Annotated in this window: 13 protein-coding genes; 5 read left to right on the top strand and 8 right to left on the bottom strand. The window is 72.0% G+C overall.

Annotated elements, in window-relative coordinates:
- Positions 1-65 precede the first annotated feature (65 nt).
- From N4G70_RS19405 to moeZ, 3 genes are all read left to right on the top strand, one after another.
- Positions 66-1,031, top strand: a complete 966-nt coding sequence (locus tag N4G70_RS19405; protein ID WP_261713928.1) for an NAD(P)-dependent oxidoreductase — start codon at positions 66-68, stop codon at positions 1,029-1,031.
- On the top strand, positions 1,019-1,798 hold the full coding sequence (locus tag N4G70_RS19400; protein ID WP_261713927.1) for a spherulation-specific family 4 protein: 780 nt from the start codon (positions 1,019-1,021) through the stop codon (positions 1,796-1,798). The genes N4G70_RS19405 and N4G70_RS19400 overlap by 13 nt, the downstream gene beginning before the upstream one ends.
- A 73-nt stretch (positions 1,799-1,871) precedes the next feature.
- Positions 1,872-3,050: an adenylyltransferase/sulfurtransferase MoeZ gene (moeZ, locus tag N4G70_RS19395; RefSeq protein ID WP_261713926.1), complete on the top strand. Its 1,179-nt coding sequence runs from the start codon at positions 1,872-1,874 to the stop codon at positions 3,048-3,050.
- A 151-nt stretch (positions 3,051-3,201) separates the two neighbouring features.
- Here moeZ and N4G70_RS19390 read toward each other — a convergent pair whose 3' ends face one another.
- From N4G70_RS19390 to N4G70_RS19360, 7 genes are all read right to left on the bottom strand, one after another.
- The gene (locus N4G70_RS19390) at positions 3,202-4,788 is read right to left on the bottom strand and encodes an alpha/beta hydrolase (RefSeq protein WP_261713925.1); all 1,587 of its coding nucleotides are present in this window, start codon (positions 4,786-4,788) and stop codon (positions 3,202-3,204) included.
- A gap of 66 nt (positions 4,789-4,854) precedes the next feature.
- Positions 4,855-6,252 (bottom strand): protoporphyrinogen oxidase, encoded by a 1,398-nt coding sequence (hemG, locus tag N4G70_RS19385; protein ID WP_261713924.1) that lies wholly within the window; start codon positions 6,250-6,252, stop codon positions 4,855-4,857.
- Positions 6,249-7,427 carry a TIGR04053 family radical SAM/SPASM domain-containing protein gene (locus N4G70_RS19380; protein ID WP_261713923.1) on the bottom strand — a complete coding sequence of 393 codons (1,179 nt, stop codon included), beginning with the start codon at positions 7,425-7,427 and terminating at the stop codon, positions 6,249-6,251. The genes hemG and N4G70_RS19380 overlap by 4 nt, the downstream gene beginning before the upstream one ends.
- Positions 7,424-8,149: a respiratory nitrate reductase subunit gamma gene (gene narI, locus N4G70_RS19375; protein WP_261713922.1), complete on the bottom strand. Its 726-nt coding sequence runs from the start codon at positions 8,147-8,149 to the stop codon at positions 7,424-7,426. The genes N4G70_RS19380 and narI overlap by 4 nt, the downstream gene beginning before the upstream one ends.
- A complete protein-coding gene (narJ, locus tag N4G70_RS19370; RefSeq protein ID WP_261713921.1) occupies positions 8,149-8,877 on the bottom strand; it encodes a nitrate reductase molybdenum cofactor assembly chaperone in 729 nt (242 codons plus the stop codon). The genes narI and narJ overlap by 1 nt, the downstream gene beginning before the upstream one ends.
- Positions 8,874-10,394 carry a nitrate reductase subunit beta gene (narH, locus tag N4G70_RS19365; RefSeq protein ID WP_261713920.1) on the bottom strand — a complete coding sequence of 507 codons (1,521 nt, stop codon included), beginning with the start codon at positions 10,392-10,394 and terminating at the stop codon, positions 8,874-8,876. Before narH ends, narJ begins: the two co-directional genes overlap by 4 nt.
- The gene (locus tag N4G70_RS19360) at positions 10,394-14,068 is read right to left on the bottom strand and encodes a nitrate reductase subunit alpha (protein WP_261713919.1); all 3,675 of its coding nucleotides are present in this window, start codon (positions 14,066-14,068) and stop codon (positions 10,394-10,396) included. The genes narH and N4G70_RS19360 overlap by 1 nt, the downstream gene beginning before the upstream one ends.
- A gap of 241 nt (positions 14,069-14,309) precedes the next feature.
- On the opposite strand from N4G70_RS19360, the gene N4G70_RS19355 reads away from it, so the two are divergent.
- Positions 14,310-15,113: a YwiC-like family protein gene (locus N4G70_RS19355; RefSeq protein ID WP_261713918.1), complete on the top strand. Its 804-nt coding sequence runs from the start codon at positions 14,310-14,312 to the stop codon at positions 15,111-15,113.
- Between the two features lie 370 nt (positions 15,114-15,483).
- On the opposite strand, the gene N4G70_RS19350 is transcribed toward N4G70_RS19355, so the two are convergent.
- Positions 15,484-18,339, bottom strand: a complete 2,856-nt coding sequence (locus tag N4G70_RS19350) for a lysylphosphatidylglycerol synthase transmembrane domain-containing protein (RefSeq protein ID WP_261713917.1) — start codon at positions 18,337-18,339, stop codon at positions 15,484-15,486.
- 221 nt (positions 18,340-18,560) lie between these two features.
- On the opposite strand from N4G70_RS19350, the gene N4G70_RS19345 reads away from it, so the two are divergent.
- Positions 18,561-19,079, top strand: coding sequence for an MGMT family protein (locus tag N4G70_RS19345; RefSeq protein ID WP_261713916.1), 519 nt, complete (start codon positions 18,561-18,563; stop codon positions 19,077-19,079).
- The last annotated feature ends 102 nt before the right edge of the window (positions 19,080-19,181 follow it).

Here is a 19,181-nt window from a genome sequence, read left to right as displayed (position 1 = left end):
GAAGGAGAACGACACATGACCGCCCTGCCACCGGCCTCCCGCCGCCCGCTCGGAAGGACCGCGCGATGAGGGTGCTGCTGCTCGGAGCCAACGGATACCTCGGCCGGTTCGTGGCCGACCGCCTGCTCGCCGACCCGGCCGTGCAGCTCACCGCCCTCGGGCGCGGCGACGACGCCGACGTACGGTTCGACCTCGCCACCGGCAGCCCCGGAGCGCTGACCCGCTTCCTGGACGCCGTGCACCCCGGAGTCGTCGTGAACTGCGCCGGGGCCACCCGGGGCGGCGCCCGCGAGCTGACCCGGCACAACACCGTGGCCGTCGCCACCGTCTGCGAGGCGCTGCGCCGCAGCGGCTGCGGCGCCCGGCTCGTGCAGATCGGCTGCGCCTCGGAGTACGGGCCCTCGCAGCCCGGTTCCTCCACCGCCGAGGACGCGGTGCCCCGCCCCGGTGGACCGTACGGCGTCTCCAAACTCGCCGCGACCGAGCTCGTCCTCGGCTCCGGGCTCGACGCGATCGTGCTGCGCGTCTTCTCGCCCGTCGGCCCCGGCACCCCCGCGGGCTCGCCGCTCGGCCGGCTCGCGGAGGCGATGCGGCGCGCCATGCAGTCCGGCGACGGCGAACTGAAGCTCGGCGGGCTCGGCGTCCAGCGCGACTTCGTCGACGTGCGCGATGTGGCGCGAGCCGTCCACGCCGCCTCGCTCTCGGCCGCCCAGGGCGTGGTCAACATCGGCACCGGACGCTCGGTGAAGCTGCGCGACGCGGCCGCCGTGCTCGCCAGGGTCGCTGGCTACGCGGGCGCCCTGCACGAGCTCGACGGGCCGCCCGTCATGCGCCCCGGCCTCATCGGCTCCCCGCGCTCGGGCGAGGCCGCGCTGGAGCACCTCGCGGCGCCGTCCCCCTACCCCGACGGCTGCGGAAGCTGGCAGCAGGCCGATGTGCGCACCGCGCGGGACCGGCTCGGCTGGCGGCCCAGGATCAATCTGGAGGAGTCGCTCGCCGACATCTGGATGGAGGCGGCATGCCGCATCTGATCCGCCGCCCCACGGGACAGCGCACGGCCCCCGCCGCCGACCGGCTGGGCCTGGGGGTGCCCGGCTACGCGCACCCCCTGGTCGCCCCGGTCGAGTGGGCCGAACTCACCCGTCCCGGAACGCCGTTGCACTGGGCCGTCCTCAATGTGAGCGGCGGCACCCCGGGCGGCCCCGGCAGCCGCCCCGACCCGCACTGCCTCGAAGCGGTCGGCAGGCTCCGCAACGCGGGGATCCGGGTGCTCGGCCATCTCGACACGGCGTACGGCACACGTGCCTTCGGGGAGCGGATCTCCGAGGCGCACCGCTACCTCGACTGGTACCGGGTCGACGGCTTCCTCCTGGACCGCTGTCCCGCAGAGCGAGACGCGCTTTCCGACATGCGGCGTACCGCCGACACCCTGCGGGCGCTGCGGGACGACGCGCACCTCGTGTTCGGACACGGCACGCATCCGTACCCCGGCTACGCCGAGGCGGCCGACCAGCTCATCACGTATGCCGGGCCCTGGCGCGACTACCGCTGGTCGCAGGTGGCCGAGTGGACCGCCGACTACCCGGCCGAGCGCTTCTGCCATCTGGTGCACGGGGTGCCGAGGACACATCTGGAGGAGGCGCTGCGGATCGCCCGCTGGCAGGGCGCGGGCACGATCTTCTTCACGGACCGCGCCGACCGGGCCAAGGAACGAAAGGGACCTGTCGATCCATTCGAGACACTGCCCGGCTACTGGGACGAAATCGTCTCGCGGATCGGACCGGGTATCTCGGAATGAGAAGGGCCGTGGCAGTGTTACGGGGGAGAACAACCGTACTGACTTACCGACCGACTGCGTAATTGAGGTTCTCGTGTCGCTGCCACCCCTGGTCGAGCCAGCAGCTGAGCTCACCGTAGACGAGGTCCGCAGGTATTCGCGCCACCTGATCATCCCCGACGTCGGGATGGACGGGCAGAAGCGGCTGAAGAACGCCAAGGTGCTCGCCGTGGGCGCCGGCGGCCTCGGCTCCCCGGCCCTGATGTACCTGGCGGCCGCCGGTGTCGGCACGCTCGGCATCGTCGAGTTCGACGAGGTCGACGAGTCGAACCTCCAGCGCCAGATCATCCACAGCCAGGCCGACATCGGCCGCTCCAAGGCGCAGTCCGCGCGTGACTCCGTCCTCGGCATCAACCCGTACGTGAACGTGGTCCTGCACGAAGAGCGGCTCGAAGCCGACAACGTGATGGACATCTTCAGCCAGTACGACCTGATCGTCGACGGCACGGACAACTTCGCGACCCGCTACCTGGTGAACGACGCCTGCGTGCTGCTGAACAAGCCGTACGTCTGGGGTTCGATCTACCGCTTCGACGGCCAGGCCTCGGTCTTCTGGTCCGAGCACGGGCCCTGCTACCGCTGCCTCTACCCGGAGCCCCCGCCGCCGGGCATGGTCCCGAGCTGCGCCGAGGGCGGCGTGCTCGGCGTGCTGTGCGCGTCGATCGGCTCCATCCAGGTCAACGAGGCCATCAAGCTCCTCGCGGGCATCGGCGAGCCGCTGGTCGGCCGCCTGATGATCTACGACGCCCTGGAGATGCAGTACCGCCAGGTCAAGGTCCGCAAGGACCCCGACTGCGCGGTCTGCGGTGAGAACCCGACCGTCACCGAGCTCATCGACTACGAGGCCTTCTGCGGCGTCGTGTCCGAGGAGGCCCAGGAAGCGGCCATGGGTTCGACGATCACTCCCCGGCAGCTCAAGGAGTGGATCGACGGGGACGAGAAGATCGAGATCATCGACGTCCGCGAGCCGAACGAGTACGAGATCGTCTCGATCCCCGGCGCCCGGCTGATCCCGAAGAACGAGTTCCTGATGGGCACGGCCCTGGAGTCGCTGCCCCAGGACAAGCGGATCGTCCTGCACTGCAAGACCGGCGTCCGCTCGGCCGAGGTCCTCGCGGTCCTCAAGTCCGCGGGCTTCTCCGACGCGGTGCACGTGGGCGGCGGCGTGATCGGCTGGGTCAACCAGATCGAGCCGGAGAAGCCGATTTACTGAGGCGCGGTTGTCGACTGCGGGCCGCCGGTGGCTGGTCGCGCAGTTCCCCGCGCCCCTGGCAGGGTTGTCGTCACTGGCGCCGAGGGGGCCGGCCCGCACTACGTGCGCGGGCCGGCCCCCTCGGCCGTTCTTGCCCCGGAACGGCACCAGGTCACTGGCAAACGGTCCCGGCGGAGGGAACCTTTCCTTCCAGGAGATAGGCGTTCACCGCGCCCTGTACACACTTGTCGCCGCTGTTGTACGCCCCGTGCCCCTGCCCTTTGTAGGTGAGCTCCACGCCGACGCCGGGGCCGAGCTTGTCCACCATGTTCTTGGCGCCCTGGTACGGGGTCGCCGGGTCGCCCGTGTTGCCGACGACCACGATCGGGGCCGAGCCCGGCGCGCTCACATCGGGCGTGGTCCACTGACCGGCGACCGGCCACGCGGAGCAGCCCAGCAGACCCCAGGCCATGAAGTCGCCGAAGACGGGCGAGGCCCGGCGGAACTCGGGCAGCTTCGCCTTGGTCTGCTCCAGAGAGTAACGCTGTTTGAAATCGGCGCAGTTGATGGCCGCGTTGGCGGCCTGGATGTTGCTGTACGTGCCGTCCTTGCCGCGCCCGTTCATGGCGTCCGAGAGCGCCAGCAGCAGCGCGCCGTTGCCGCCCTCGGCCTCGTCGACGCCCTGCTCCAGGAGCGGCCAGTACTCCTTGGAGTACAGGGCCTGGGCGATGCCGTTGGTTGCCTGGGTCGCGGTGAGCCGCCGGCCGCTGTTGCCCGCCGGGATGGGCTTGTCGCCGAGCTGGGCGATCAGCTTGACGACGACGTCCTCGACCTCCTTGACGTTCGCGCCGCGCAGCAGGCACTTGTCGCCCCGGTCCACACAGTCCTTGGCGAAGTTGTCCAGGGCGAGCTGGAAGCCCTTGGCCTGGCCGATCGCGCCCTGTTCGACGTCGCTGGTGGGGTCGACGACCGCGTCGAAGACGGCCCGCCCGACGTTCTGCGGGAACAAGTGGGCGTAGACGCCGCCGAGTTCGGTCCCGTACGAGATCCCCATGTAGTTCAGTTTCTGGTCCCCGAGCACCTGGCGCAGCAGATCCATGTCGCGGGCCGCGCTGATGGTGCCGACGTGCGGGAGCACCGTGCCGGAGTTGTCCTGGCAGGCGGTGGCGAACGACTTGAGGCCCTCCAGGTACGCCTTCTCCTCGGCGGCGTCGTCGGGGGTGGCGTCCTGGGAGAAGTAGGTGTCGAGCTGGGAGTCGTTCTCGCAGCGCACGGGCGCGCTGGCGCCGACGCCGCGCGGGTCGAAGCTGACCAGGTCGTAGCGGGCGCGCAGGGCCGCGTAGTCGCTCGCCGCGGCGGGCAGGGTGGTGACGCCGGAGCCGCCGGGGCCACCGAAGTTGAAGACGAGCGAGCCGATGCGGCGGCCCTTGTCGGTGGCCTCGGCGCGGATGAGGGCGAGGTCGATGGTGCCGGCCTTCGGGTCGGCGTAGTCGAGCGGCGCCTTGAGGGTGGCGCACTTCCACTCGCCGCCGCCGGGCGGCGCGGAGGGCGCCGAGCCCGTGCCCTGGGCCGCGGTGGGCGCCGGGCACGCCGTCCAGTTCAGCTTCTGGGTGGCGAGCTTGGCCGCGTCCGCGGTGCCGGAGGTGAGGCCGCCCTCGTCCTTCGCCCCGCCGGAACAGCCGACGGCGGCGAGCAGTACGGCGGCGGCGCTGAACGCGGCGGCCCGGTTCCGCTTGCGCGGGGCACGGTGGTCTTCCATCCCCCCATCCTGCGGCGGGGGGCCGGGGGGCGCGCGAGCGGGGCGGCCCAAAGGGTGGCGGCCGACTCAGCCGGGTACCACCGCCCGCGACCCCTCCAGCACCCGCCGGGCCGCGGCCGACCCCGTCGCCACACAGGCCGCGATGCCGACGCCCTCGTAGGCCGCGCCGCACACCTCCAGACCCGCCAGCGCGGCGACGCCCGCACGGATCCGGGCCAGGCGCGCGGCGTGGCCGACCGTGTACTGGGGCAGGCCCCGGTCCCAGCGGGTGACCCGGGCCGCGAGCGGTTCGCCGATCGGGCCGACCGCGTGGTGCAGATCGTGCAGGGCGGTCCGCAGGAGGTGGCGGTCGGGCCGGTCCAGGAGGTGCTCCTCGCCGGCCCGGCCCACCGAGGCGCGCAGCAGGAAGAGATGAGGGGCCGCGGCGGCCTGCCAGCGCCACTTGGTGGAGAGGAAGGTGGCCGCCTTCGCCGTGCGGCCGTCGACGGGTGGCACCAGGAAGCCGTTGCCGCCGGGCAGCGCGCCGAGCCCGGTCCGGTCACGGGGGAACGCCATGGTCAGGACGGCCGTGCTCGCGTACGGGATCGCGGCGAGGTCGCCGTGGACGGCGGGCGCGTGCGGGCGCAGCAGGGCCGCCGCCGCGAACGCGGGCACCGCGAGGATCACCGCGTCGGCGGTCAGAAGGAGCGGCCCGTCCGCGGTCACCGCCTGGACCCGCCAGCCACCGGAGGCGGTGCGTTCCAGGGCCCGTACGGTCGTGCCCGTCAGGACGCGGGCCCCGCTCGCCCGCGCGACGGCGAGCGCCAGCCGCCCGGTGCCGCCCTCGATGCCGCGCACGAAGGAGCCCCGGGGGCGCGGGCGGCCGAGCAGCGAGGTGAGCAGCGGCTCGCCGCGCTCGGCGATCCCGGCCACGCCCGGCATCGCCGAGCGCAGGGACAGCTCGTCGGTGCTGCCCGCGTACACGCCGCCGAGCAGCGGCTCCACCAGGCGGTCCACCGCCTCGCGGCCGATCCGCTCGGTGAGGTAGGCGGAGATGGCGACGTCCTCGGTGACGGGGGCCGGGGGGCGGTCCGGCTCGGTGCGCAGGCGGGCCAGGCCCTCGTCGGAGAGCAGGCCCGTCCCGGCGAGCGCCGCCGGGTCGGACGGGATGCCGAGCACATGGCCGGCGGGCATCGGGCGCAGCGCGTCCCGCGTCCACACGGTCACCGGGGCGGGGGCGGGCTCGACCAGGGTCCGGCCGAGGCCGACCGCCTCCGCGAGCTCGACCGCCTCGGGCCGCAGCGCCATCACGGACTCGGCGCCCTCGTCGACGGCGACCCCGGCGAGCGTGCCGGTGCGGAGCTTGCCGCCGACCTGCGCGTCGCTCTCCAGGACCGTCACCTCGGCGCGGCCGCGCAACTCCCAGGCGGCGGCGAGGCCGCTGATGCCTCCGCCGATGACGATGACCGATCGTGTCGATGTCATGGAACCAGCTCTCGGAGGTCGTCCTGATGGGGGAAGCTGCCGGGCTCGTACGCACACCACGGGTCGGCGGCGAGCACATCCCCGGTCAGCCCGTAGGCCCGTGAACGGGAGCCCCCGCACACGGAGTTGAACTCGCAGCGCCCGCACGCACCGCGCAGCAGGGCCGGCTCGCGCAGCATGGTGAAGAGGGCCGAGCCGCGGTAGATCTCGGTCAGCGGATGGTGCTTCACATTGCCCGCCGTGACGGGCAGGAAGCCGCTGGGGTGGACCTCACCGGTGTGCGAGACGAAGACGAAGCCCCGGCCCGATGACACATCCATCGGAGGCCTGCGCACCGCGCGCCCCTCGCCCGCGAAGAGCCCCAACTCGGCGGCCCTGGCGGATAGTTGACGGTGAAGCGGCCCCAGCGCGGGGCTTTCGCCGTGCCGGGCCAGGATCGCCCGCTGGAGCGCGACCCTGCGGAAGTGGTGGCCCTCCGTCGTCTTGGTGGCGATGACCGAGCCGCAGTCGTACAGGAAGTGCAGCACGTCCTCGATCTCGTGCGGGGTCAGTGCGTCGAGGTCGGCGCCGCGCCCGGTGGGCACCAGCACGAAACCGGACCAGAGCATGGCGCCCTCGCGCTTGACCAGGGCCGCGACGTCGGCGAGGTCGGGCAGTGACGCGCGGGTGACGGTGGTGTTGATCTGCACCTTCAGGCCGAGTTCGCGCGCCGTGCGCCACCCCTCCAGGGTCCAGTCGAAGACCCCGGCCACCCCCCGGAAGGCGTCGTGCCGCTCGGCCGTCGACCCGTCGAGCGAGAGGGAGAGCGCCACCGCGCCCGCGTCCCGCACCGCCGTCAGGTTCGCGCGGGTCAGGGTGGGCGTGCCCGACGGCGACACCGCGACCCGCAGGCCCAGCGAACTCCCGTATGCCACAAGCTCATTGAGGTCGGGGCGCTGGAACGGGTCGCCGCCGGTGATCACGAACAGGGGGCTCGGCCTCCCGAACGCGGCGACCTGGTCCATCAGACGCCGGGCGTCCACCGAGTCGAGCTCGCCCGGATCGCGGTCCGGGCGCGCCTCGGCCCGGCAGTGCAGGCAGGCGAGCGGGCAGGCGCGGGTGGCCTCCCAGATGACGATGAAGGGCCGCTCCGCCAGGGCGTGCCGGGGCCTGCGGACGAGAGTGCGCCCGCTCATCGCACCTTCTCCCAGCCGCGCCGGTCCTGGCGGTTGCCGGTCAGCTTCGGATCGCGGCGCCGGTAGACGACGTACGGGCGGAACAGGTACCGCACCGGAGCGCTGAACATGTGCACCAGACGCGAGTACGGGATCAGGGCGAACAGCGTGAAGCCGAACAGGATGTGTGCCTGGAAGGCGAGCGGGGCCGCGCCCATCAGGTGGTAGTCCGGCTGGAAGGTGAAGAGCGAGCGGAACCAGATCGAGATGCCCTCGCGGTAGTTGTAGTCCCCGGTCGCGCCGGTCGAGTTGAGGATCGTCGCGGTGAGGCCGAGCGCCATCGCGCCGAGCAGGAACGTGTACATCAGGCGGTCGCTGCGCAGGGTCGCCCGGCGCACCGCGGGGACCGTGAACCGGCGGAAGACCAGGATGCCGATGCCGGCCGCCGCCGCGAGGCCGGCGAGGGCGCCCGTCGACACGGCGACCAGATGGTAGGTGTGGTCGTCGACCCCCACCGCGTCCGTCCAGCTCCGGGGGATCAGCAGACCCACCACATGGCCGAGCACGACGAACGCCATCCCGAAGTGGAAGAGCGGCGAACCGATGCGCAGCAGCTTCGACTCGTGGACCTGGCTGGAGTGGCTGGTCCAGCCGAACCGGTCGAAGCGGGCCCGCCAGCAGACGCCCGCGATCAGCAGGGCGATCGACACATAGGGCAGCACGCCCCACAGCAACAGCTCCATCAGGAGTCCTTCCTCTCGGGGAAGCCGGGCCAGGGGAGTTCGGCGCCGGGCCCGAACGGCTCGGCACCCGGGCCGAACGGCTCGGCACCCGGGCCGAGCGGTTCGAGCCCCACGGACTCCCGCGGCGGCCCCGCCTTCGCCAGCGCCTTCGCCTCGGCCTTCGTGGTGGGTGAGGCCCCCGGCAGGGTGGCGCACACCGCTTCGAGGACATCGGCGTAGGGGGTGCCGGCCTCGATCAGGGCGAGCCGCAACAGTTCGAGGCCGGCGCGGTGCTCCTGGAGCAGCCGGGTGCCGGGCTCCTCGTGGCGTCCGGCGAACTCCAGGACGGCCGGAAGGAAGTCGGGGAGCTCCTCGTGGCTGAACTCCAGGCCGTGGTCGCGGTAGATCCGCTTCAGCCGCACGAGCGAGAGGCCCCGGCGCCGGGTGTCGCCGTCGGCCCACCACGTCAGATACAGACAGCGCCGGTTGCGGGTGTCGAACGTGGACGTGTAGTGCGCGGCCAGGTCCAGCGGCTCGGTGGCGGCCACCACGTCCACGAAGTCCCTGAGCCGCGCGGCGCCCGGGACCGCGTGCTCGCTCAACGCCGTGCGCAGCAGAGGGAGTTGGGCGTACAGAAGCTCGTCGGGGTAGCGCAGACAGCGGGCCGCGACCAGCCGCGGGACGGCTGAGTTCTGGGGGCTCTCGGCGTTCGCGGGGTTCTCGGGGTTCTCGGGGTTCTCGGCGTTCACGCGGATCTCCGGGTGGGGGAGAGGTTCAACAGGACACGGCCCGGGGTCACGTCGCCGACCGGGCAGGCGTCGTCGAGCGGATGGGACTCGGCGAGCGCGTCGGCATCGGCGCGGGCCGCGCTCGGCACGACGTAGCGGTCCTCGTACTTGGCGATCGCGAGCAGCCGGAACAGGTCCTCCATCTCGGTGCCGGTCAGCCCCACGGCGGCGGCGATCGACTCGTCCCGGTCCTCGCCGAGGTTGACGCGGCGCATGTACGCGCGCATCGCGGCCATCCGGCGCAGGACCGCCTCCACCGGGACGGGGTCGCCCGCGGTCAGGAGCTCGGCCAGATACTCCACCGGGATGCGCAGGGCGTCGATCGCGCCGAACAGGTTCCCGGCGTCCTCACCGTCGTGGCCACTCGCGGCGACCGCCTCGACGACCGGCGAGAGCGGCGGCACGTACCAGACCATCGGCATGGTGCGGTACTCCGGATGCAGCGGAAGGGCGACCTGGTAGGTGGCGATCAGGTCGTACACGGGGGAGCGCCGGGCCGCCTCGATCCACTCGTGGGTGATGCCCGAGGCCTTGGCCGCGGCGACCACCGCCGGGTCGGTGGGATCGAGGAAGCACTCCAACTGGCTGGGATACAGGTCGTGTTCGTCCTCCACCGAGGCCGCCTCGGTCACCTTGTCGGCGTCGTACAGCATGACGCCGAGATAGCGCATCCGGCCCACGCACGTCTCCGAGCAGATGGTGGGCAGCCCCACCTCGATGCGCGGGAAGCAGAAGGTGCACTTCTCTGCCTTGCCGGTGGAGTGGTTGAAGTAGACCTTCTTGTACGGGCAGCCCGTCACACACATCCGCCAGCCCCGGCAGGCGTCCTGGTCGACCAGGACGATGCCGTCCTCCTCGCGCTTGTACATCGCCCCCGACGGGCACGACGAGACGCACGCCGGGTTCAGGCAGTGCTCGCACACCCGCGGCAGATAGAACATGAAGCTCTGCTCGAACTCGAAGCGGATCCTCTCGCCGACCTCGTCGCGGATCTTCTCCACGATGGGGTCGCGCGGGGCGTGCTGCGGCGCGCCGCCCAGGTTGTCGTCCCAGTTCGGGCCCCACTGGATCGTGTCGAGGGGTTCACCGGTCAGCCCCGAGACGGGCCGCGCCACGGGCAGGTCGTCGCCCGCCGGGGCGTCGATGAGGTTCTTGTACTCGTACGTCCAGGGCTGGTAGTAGTCGTCGATCCCGGGGAGTTCGGGGTTGGCGAAGACCTGCCCGAGGCGCTTGAGCCGACTTCCGGCGCGCAGGCGCAGCTTGCCGGAGCGGGCGCGCTCCCAGCCGCCCTTCCACTTCTCCTGGTCCTCCCAGCGACGCGGATAGCCCTGGCCGGGGAGGGTCTCGACGTTGTTGAACCAGACGTACTCGGTGCCCTGCCGGTTGGTCCACGCCTGCTTGCAGGTGACCGAGCAGGTGTGGCAGCCGATGCACTTGTCGAGGTTCATGACCATGGCGATCTGGGCCATGACGCGCATCAGAACTCCACCTTCTGGTCGCGGCGGCGGATGACGGTGACCTCGTCGCGCTGGTTTCCGGTCGGGCCGAGGTAGTTGAACGCCCAGGTCAACTGGGCGTAGCCGCCCACCAGATGGGTGGGCTTGAGCATGATGCGGGTGAGTGAGTTGTGGATCCCGCCACGCCTGCCGGTCTTCTGCGTCTTCGGCACGCCGACCGTGCGCTCCTGCGCATGGTTCATGTAGACGGTCCCGGCGGGCATCTTGTGCGAGACGATGGCGCGGGCGGTGACCACGCCGTTGCGGTTGACCGCCTCGATCCAGTCGTTGTCCGCCACGCCGATCGCGTCGGCGTCCTGCGGCGACATCCAGATCGTCTGGCCGCCCCGGCCGAGCGTCATCATGTACAGGTTGTCCTGGTACTGGCTGTGGATCGCCCACTTGTTGTGCGGGGTGAGGTAGCGGACCGCGACCTGCTTGCCGTCGGTGGAGCCGAGCTCCGGCTCCCCGTACAGGCGGTGCATGTCCAGCGGTGGCTTGTAGACGGGCAGCGCCTCGCCGACCTCGTGGATCCAGTCGTGGTCGAGGAAGAAGTGCTGGCGTCCGGTCAGGGTGTGCCAGGGCTTGAGGTGCTCGGTGTTGACGGTGAACGCGGTGTAGCGCCGCCCGCCCGACTCGCTGCCCGACCACTCCGGCGAGGTGATCACCGGAACCGGCCGCGCCTGGGTGTCCGCGAAGGTGATCCGCTTGCCCTCGGCCTCGGCGGCCAGGTGGGCCATGGGCTGCCCGGTCCGCTTCTCCAGGGTCTCGAAACCCTGCGTCGCCAGGCGCCCGTTGGAGGTGCCGGACAGCGAGAGGATCGCCTCGCAGGCGCGCTGGGCGGTGTCGAGGCGCGGTCGGCCCTCGGCGACTCCCGTGCGCACGCGACCGTTCTTCTCACCCAGGTACGCGACCTCCTCGGCGACGTCGAAGGTGATCGCCTTCGTGGTCACCCCCAGCTCGTCCACCAGCGGCCCGAGCGCGGTGAACTTCTCGCCGACCGCGCCGTAGTCCCGCTCGACGACCGTCAGGTTGTACATCGTCCGGCCCGGCACCGGCTCGCACTCGCCCTTGGACCAGTCGAGCGCGTTGCCGCCGGGCTGGGCCATCTCACCACCCGGGGTGTCGTGCTGGAGCGCGGTGGCGACCACGTCCCTGCGCACCCCGAGGTGCTCGCCGGCCAGCTCGCCGAAGCGCTCGGCCAGCGCCCGGAAGGCGTCATAGTCGGAGCAGGCCTGCCACGGCGGGTCCACGGCCGGGGTGAAGGCGTGCAGGAAGGGGTGCATGTCGGTGGAGGACAGGTCGTGCTTCTCGTACCAGGTGGCGGCGGGCAGCACGACATCGCTGAGCAGCGTCGTCGACGTCATCCGGAAGTCCATCGAGAGCAGCAGATCGAGCTTGCCCTCGACATCCTCGGGACGCCAGGCCACATCGCGCGGGGCGCACCGGGGGCCGTCGTCGGGCAGGTTGGAGTGGGTGCCGAGCAGATGCTTCAGGAAGTACTCGTTGCCCTTGGAGGACGAGCCGAGCAGATTGGCGCGCCACACGTTCAGGACGCGCGGCCAGTTGCGGGGCGCGTCCGGGTCCTCGCCCGCGAAGCCGAGCCGCCCCGCCTTCAGCTCCTCCACCACATGCCGGACGGGGTCCTCGGCGTCGCCGAGCTCCAGCGGATTGCGGTCGAACGTCGGGTACGACGGCATCCAGCCCATCCGGGCCGAGGCCGCCAGGCAGTCGGCGCCCGTCATGCCCTCGAAGCGGCCGTCACCGAGCGGCGAGGCCAGCGCCTCGGTGGGCAGTGTGTCGTAGCGCCACTGGTCGGTGTGGAGATAGAACCAGCCCGCGCCGATCATGTGCCGGGGCGGCCGGGTCCAGTCGGAGGCGCTCGCCAGGGTGGCCCAGCCGGTGACCGGGCGGCACTTCTCCTGTCCGACGTAATGCCCCCAGCCGCCGCCGTTGCGGCCCTGGCAGCCGGTCAGGGTGAGCAGCGCGAGGAACGCCCGGTAGATGGTCTCGGAGTGGAACCAGTGGTTGGTGCCGGCGCCCATGAGGATCATGCAGCGCCCCTCGGACTTCTCCGCCGTCTCGGCGAACTCCCTTGCAACGCGCGCCACTTGGGCCGCAGGTACGGAGGTGAGGCCCTCCTGCCAGCCGGGCGTCCCCGGGCTCCCCGCGTCCTCGTACGAGGTGGGCCAGACGCCCGGCAGCCCTTCGCGGCCGACCCCGTACTGGGCCAGCATCAGGTCGTACACGGTGGTGACGGGCCGCCCGCCGATCCGGCGGACGGGGACGCCGCGGCGTATGACACCCGGGGCGTCCTCGGTGGTCTCCTCGAAGCGCGGCAGCACGACCTCGGCGCTCTCCCCCGAGCCGAGCAGGGTGAGCCGCGGCACGACCTCCCCGAGGTCCAGGTTCCACTCGGGCGTGCTGCCCCAGCGATGGCCCAACGTGCCGCCCGGAACGGTCGGTTCGCCGGTCACGTCGTCGACGAGGACGGTCTTCCAGCGCGCGTTCTCGGTGTCCTCGCCGAGGTCGGCGGCCGTGACGAACTTGTGCGGGACGAGCCCCTCGTCGGTTTCCTTGAGGGAGACCAGGAACGGCAGATCGGTATAGGTGCGGACGTAATCCGTGAAGAAAGGCGTCTGCCGGTCCACGAAGAATTCCTTGAGGATCACATGGCCCATGGCAAGGGCGAGCGCGCCGTCCGTTCCCGGGTGCGGATGCATCCACTCGTCCGCGAACTTGGTGTTGTCCGCGAAATCGGGGGAGACGGTGACTACTTTCTGGCCGCGATAGCGGGCCTCGGTCATCCAGTGCGCGTCGGGCGTACGCGTCACCGGGACATTGGAGCCCCACATCATCAAATAGGCCGCGTCCCACCAGTCGCCCGACTCCGGAACGTCGGTCTGGTCGCCGAAGACCTGCGGGGAGGCCACGGGCAGGTCCGCGTACCAGTCGTAGAAGGACAGCATCGGAGCGCCGATGAGGGAGTGGAAGCGGGCGCCGGCCGCGTGCGAGGCCATCGACATCGCGGGAATGGGGGAGAAGCCCGCGACCCGGTCCGGGCCGTGCTCCTTGATGGTGTGCACATGGGCGGCCGCGACGATCTCGACGGCCTCCTCCCAACTCGCCCGCACCAGACCGCCCTTGCCGCGCGCCCTCTGGTACGCCCGCCGCCGCTCCGGGTCGCTCTGGATGTCGGCCCAGGCCAGCACCGGATCGCCCAGGCGCGCCTTGGCCTCGCGGTACATCGTGAGGAGCTCGCCGCGTACGTGCGGGTGGCGGACCCGGGTCGGCGAGTAGCTGTACCAGGAGAAGGAGGCGCCACGCGGGCAGCCGCGCGGCTCGTACTCGGGGCGGTCGGGTCCGACGGAGGGGTAGTCGGTCGCCTGGGTCTCCCAGGTGATGATCCCGTCCTTGACGTACACCTTCCAGCGGCACGAACCGGTGCAGTTCACGCCGTGCGTCGAGTACACGACCTTGTCGTGGCTCCAGCGGTCCCGGTAGAACGCCTCGGCGCCCCGCCCGCCCGTGCGGTGCACGGTGCGCAGGTCGTCGGAGACCTCGGCGCGCGTGAAGAAGCTGCCCGCCCGCACCAGTGCGTCGGCGGTGCCGCTTTCGCGCGGCGCCTTCGGTTGCGGCCTCGTCCTCTTGTGCACGGGAAACTCCTCGGGCCCGGAAAAAAGAATGTGAGCGGGCCTTTCCGGACGGACTGTCGGGAAATGCGGACGCCTCCGGACGGCCTTCAACGACCCTACGCCCGCCGCCTCTTGGAACCCGGGGACTTTGGTCCCGTCGGCCGGTGACCTAATCCCGCAAATGTCCCTGAGCGGGGCTGAGAAAATGAGAAAGGCGCCGCGCGGGTACGGGGTCTCGTACTTTCGGTCATTTCTTTGCGGAATGGGAAAAGGGGGGTGTGCTGTGAGCGGGAGAGCACGTGGGGCCGATGTCCGCCGGGGTCGGGGTCGGGGCCGGGGTCGCTGGTTGCCGAACCAGCACGGGGCGTGGGCGATGCTGGCCGTTCCCTTCCTCGCCGGGGCCCTCCTGGGCGGACCGCGCTGGGCGCATGTGCCGCTTCTGGTGGCCTGGCTGCTCGGCTACCTCGCGGTGTACCACGCCCAGCAGTGGGTGCGCCTGAGCCGGATCCGCCGCACCCCCAAGGCGCCTCGCCGCCACGTCCGCCCGGCGGTCTGCTGCGCCGCGGGCGCCGCCGCCCTCGGTCTCCCGCTCGCCGTGGCGTACCCCTGGCTGCTGCCGGCGGCGGCGTGCGCGGTCCCGTTCGTCGGGGTCAACTTCCTTTACGCGTACGCCAATCGGGAGCGCGCGCTGTGCAACGGCCTGGCGGCGGTGGTCCCCGCGTGCGCGATGCCGCTCGTGACGGTGCGGCTGGGGTCGGGCGGCCCGTGGAGCGCGGGCCTCGGGCCCGCGCTGGCCTGTCTGTTGTATTTCGCGGGGACGGTTCTGTATGTGAAGACGATGATCCGGGAGCGGGGTTCGCGTACGTACTACCGGGCTTCGGTCGCCTACCACTGCGCGGCGCTGCTCTTCGTGACCGCCCTGTCCCCCTGGCTGGCGGCCCCCTTCGCGATCTTCCTCCTGCGGGCGGCGCTGCTGCCGGGGCGGGGGTTGAGGGTGGGGGTGGTCGGGGCGGTCGAGGTGGCTTGCTCGGTGGGGTTGTTGGGGGTGGTGGTGGGGGTGCTGTGAGGGGGCCCTCCGGGGGGCGTGGGGGTGCGGGTCGTGTGTGGTTCCTCGCGCAGTTCCCCGCGCCCCTTGGGCCGGTTTTTGGGTGCGGGCTGTGTGTGGCTGGTCGCGCAGTTCCTCGCGCCCCTTCAGGGCGCTGGGTTGCGCGGGGCTTTCGTGAACTGCTCGGTGCGGGTGCGGTACGTGCCGCTAGGGGCGCGGGGAACTGCGCGAGACGCGGGCACGGTCCGCGGGTCGAAGGGGGGTTGGGGGCGCGGGGAACTGCGCGGACGGGTGCTGGCGGGCCGCGGTGAGGGGTCGCGTTTCGGGGTGGCTGGGGTACGTGCCGCCAGGGGCACGGGGAGCTGCGCGCGCGGCTCCGGCCGGGCTGGGGTTACAGCTGGCCCTTTCGGGTCAGGTAGTTGAAGCACAGCCACCCCGGCAGCACAGGCAACCAGAACGTCAGCAACCGGTACAGCAGCACCGCGGACGTCGCCGTCTCCGCCGTCATGCCCGCGATCGTCAGCGCCGTGGACAGCGCCAGCTCGACCGCGCCGACACCACCCGGCGTCGGCGCCGCCGAACCGAGCGCGTTGGCGGTCAGGAAGACCACCGCCACGCTCGCGTAGCTCAGCGTGTGGTCACTGCCCGTACCGAACGCCCGGATCGACGCGTCGAGGCACATCACGAACACGCCCGTCAGGAGCAGCATGCCGCCGATGCCCGTGATCAGTTTCTGCGGACGCTGGAGCACGTCCAGCATGCGCGGCACCACACCGGCGAACAGCGAACGCACCCGGCTGACCACGAACTTCCGCAGGAACGGGACCGCGGTGACGACCAGGATCAGCACGGCCGCCGTGAGCAGGCCCGCGATCACGGTGCGGGACGGCGACAGCTCCGAGGTCTGCTCGGTGCCGGTCACATAGCCGAAGATCAGCAGCAGCGAGATGTGCGAGGCGAGCCCGAAGAGCTGCGAGGCGCCCACGCTCGCCACCGCGAGCCCCGGCCGTACCCCCGCGCGCTGGAGGAACCGGGTGTTGAGGGCGACACCGCCGACCGCCGCGGGCGCCACCAGCTTCACGAAGGAGCCCGCGACCTGCGCGACCACCGCCCGCCAGAACGGCACCCGCTCGGGCACGAAGCCGAGCAGGCTGGCCGCGGCCGCCGGATAGGACAGCGCGGAGAACAGCACGGCCGCCGCGACCCAGCCCCACTGGGCGTTGGCGACCAGATCGCCGAACTTGATGTTGGTGAGCTGCACCAGCAGGAAGTACGCGGCGAAGGCCCCCGCGACAAAGCTGATCAGCGTCTTCATCTTGATGCGTTCCAGGCGTACCGGCTCCACCGGGGCCTGCGGCCGGATCAGCAGCACCTGGTGGCGGATCTGGGTGAGCAGATCGTCCTCGTGCGCCTCGTCCAGGGCCTCGTCGATGGCCAGCTTCTCGGCCTTCTTCTCGGCCTTGACCGCCTTGCGGCCGTCCGGCGCGGCCACGGCCTCGGGGTGCGCCGCGGCCTCCTTGGCGGCGGCGGCCTCCGCGGCCTTGGCCTCCCTCGTTGCGTCGGAGGCCTCCAGGACCGCCTCGCGTTCGCGCTGCGCCTGCTCGCGCCCGAGCTTGCGCAGCGTCGCGCGGGTGGAGCGGCTCAGCGCGATGGGCTGGAGCAGCGGAAGGCTGTCGGCGACCGCGTCCGGGCCGAGTACGTCGAGCGCGGAGGCCACCGAGCGCTCGGCGCCGACGCGCAGGCCGAGGGTGGTGAGCAGTTGGGCGACGTCCATGCGGAGCACGATGTCGCCGGCCGCGATCTCGCCGCCGCGCAGATCGGTCACGATCACCCTGCCGGAACGATCCACCAGGATCGCGTCCCCGGCCAGCCTGCGGTGCGCGATCCGGCGCGACTGGAGGGCCTCCACCTGGCGCCAGGTCTCGCGCAGCAGTTCGTCGGTGATCTCCTTGTCCTCCAGGGAGTCCAGGGAGCGGCCGCCGGTGTGCTCGTACACCAGCATCACGGCGTCGGGGCCGAGTTCGGAGGTGGCGATCAGCTTGGGCGCGTTCGCCCCGGCCGCGATGGCCGCGTACGCGAGGAGCGCCTCCTGCTCCAGGGCCTGTCTGAGCGACTGGATCGAGCGGCGGGTGGTGATGGAGCGCAGCGTCAGACGGCGCCACACCCGGTAGAAGAAGCCCTGCGCCTGCTGCTCCCGGTCGACCACCGTCACGTCGAGGGGCGGCCCGTCCTCCAGGGTCACCAGATAGCGCCGGCCCCGCTCGCCCTGTTCCATCGAGTCCGGTACGTCCTCGGCGCGCAGCGCGGTCACCGGGTTGAAGCCGACGTGGCGCAGGCCCGCGAGCAGGGTCTGGCCGGTGGGCCGCACATTGGGCGAGCCGACGGCGTAGAGCGTGCCGTACGCGACGGTCCAGCCGATCAGGATCGTCACGATGATCGAGAACGGGGTGGTCTGCCGGCCGACCAGCACCGCGAAGGAGTTGAGTAGCAGGACCGCCCACAGCGCGACCCGCCACCGGGGCCTGCGGGCCATGCCGACGGCCGTCATATAGGCGATGACGGGGGCGAGATAGCCGTGCACGGGGTCGGTGAGGCCGCCCGAGGAGGACGCCCGGGTCAGCGCCTCGGTGATCGAGCCGGGCGCGGACTTGGCGACCCACAGATCGGTGGCGAGGGCGACGCCGTGCGCGAGCACCGCGGCGAGCACACCGTCGGCGATCCGCAGCCCGTCCCGTTTGATCAGCCGCTCGATGGCGAAGGCGACGGGCAGCACGAGGACGGCGATGCTGGAGGTGAGCCCGGCGAGCCGGATCAGGACGTCCGGGGTGCCGGTGGTGCCCTTGGTGATGTCGTCTTCCAGGCCGGACGTGGTGCCGTGGGCGAACGCGGCGACGGCCAGGACGACGGCGATGGCGAGCACACCGGTGAGCAGCCGGAGCAGATCCGAGGGACGGTGCACGCGTGCGGGCAGCAGCGGCTCGTCCACCGAGACGCGCTCGATGGACCCCGGGGTGTCGTCGCACAGGGCGTCACCGCGCGGGCCGCACTCCGAGGGGCCGGCGTCGGGGGCTTCGGAGCCCTCGGCGTCCGCGGGGCGGGCGTGGTGCGCGGAGGGTTCGGATCCGGTTGCGTGGCCGGGTTCCGCGCCGGGTGTCCCGCCCTCGCCCGCCGGCCCGAAGGCCTCGGACGGGTCGGCCTGACGCCCCGTTCCAGGGGTGCTGTCCGCCGCCGCCTCGGGTGGCTGCACGCCCCGCTCCTTCGCTGACTGGTCCGACTTGTCTCTGTCTCGTATCACCGCTCACCGCCCGCATGATGGTGGCATGTCCAGAGATCCCAGGGGGGCATCAGGGTGCATTGCCCAGGCGTGCGCTGTGTGAGTTGCGCCCCTTTGTCGCTCCGCGACCGCCCTGCGCCCGGAAGTGACCCGTCTCGGGGCGACTGTCGGTGACGTACGGCAGGATGGAGCGGATGAGCCAGCAGCAGAGGGACCGGGCGGACCGGGCGGGCGAGGCGCCGCTCGCCCTTCCCGAGTACGCGGAACGGGTCCTCGACGTCGCCGAGCGGATCCCGCCCGGACGGGTGATGACCTACGGGGACGTGGCGGAATGGCTCGGCGAGGGCGGGCCCCGCCAGGTCGGCCGGGTCATGGCGCTCTACGGCGGCGCGGCGCCCTGGTGGCGCGTGGTGCGCTCCGACGGCGTGCTGCTCGCCGGCCACGAACTGCGCGCCCTGGACCACTACCGGGACGAGGCCACACCGCTGCGCGAGGCCGGCCGGTCCGCCGAGGGCCATCTGCCGCGGCTCGACATGCGGCGGGCACGCTGGGACGGCGCCGAGGGCCGCGAGGGCTCCGACAGCGCGCACGGCTCCGGCGGCTCGCACGGCTCCGATAGCGCGCACGGTGCCAACAGCGCGCACGGCTCCGGCGGCTCGCACGGCTCCGTCGGCGCGGAGGGCGGGCACGGCGGCGGGGCGGCTCATACCTGACAGCTTCCGCCATCCGGCGCCGCCGGGGGCAGCCGAAGGACCGTACGGATGACTCGCTGCGGTTCGGGCACGGTTCGGCGTACCGTCGAGGGTCCGCGCCGA

Origin of the sequence: Streptomyces sp. ASQP_92 (assembly GCF_025399895.1) — a bacterium.
Lineage (GTDB): Bacteria > Actinomycetota > Actinomycetes > Streptomycetales > Streptomycetaceae > Streptomyces.
The sequence above is the reverse complement of the archived record's forward strand: the minus strand, read 5'-3'. Positions and strand labels throughout refer to the sequence as shown.

Coding starts and splice junctions, on each gene's coding strand:
- N4G70_RS19405 (WP_261713928.1), top strand. CDS start 66: ATGAGGGTGCTGCTGCTCGGAGCCAACGGATACCTCGGCCGGTTCGTG.
- N4G70_RS19400 (WP_261713927.1), top strand. CDS start 1,019: ATGCCGCATCTGATCCGCCGCCCCACGGGACAGCGCACGGCCCCCGCC.
- N4G70_RS19390 (WP_261713925.1), bottom strand. CDS start 4,788: ATGGAAGACCACCGTGCCCCGCGCAAGCGGAACCGGGCCGCCGCGTTC.
- hemG (WP_261713924.1), bottom strand. CDS start 6,252: ATGACATCGACACGATCGGTCATCGTCATCGGCGGAGGCATCAGCGGC.
- N4G70_RS19380 (WP_261713923.1), bottom strand. CDS start 7,427: ATGAGCGGGCGCACTCTCGTCCGCAGGCCCCGGCACGCCCTGGCGGAG.
- narI (WP_261713922.1), bottom strand. CDS start 8,149: ATGGAGCTGTTGCTGTGGGGCGTGCTGCCCTATGTGTCGATCGCCCTG.
- narH (WP_261713920.1), bottom strand. CDS start 10,394: ATGCGCGTCATGGCCCAGATCGCCATGGTCATGAACCTCGACAAGTGC.
- N4G70_RS19355 (WP_261713918.1), top strand. CDS start 14,310: ATGGGAAAAGGGGGGTGTGCTGTGAGCGGGAGAGCACGTGGGGCCGAT.
- N4G70_RS19345 (WP_261713916.1), top strand. CDS start 18,561: ATGAGCCAGCAGCAGAGGGACCGGGCGGACCGGGCGGGCGAGGCGCCG.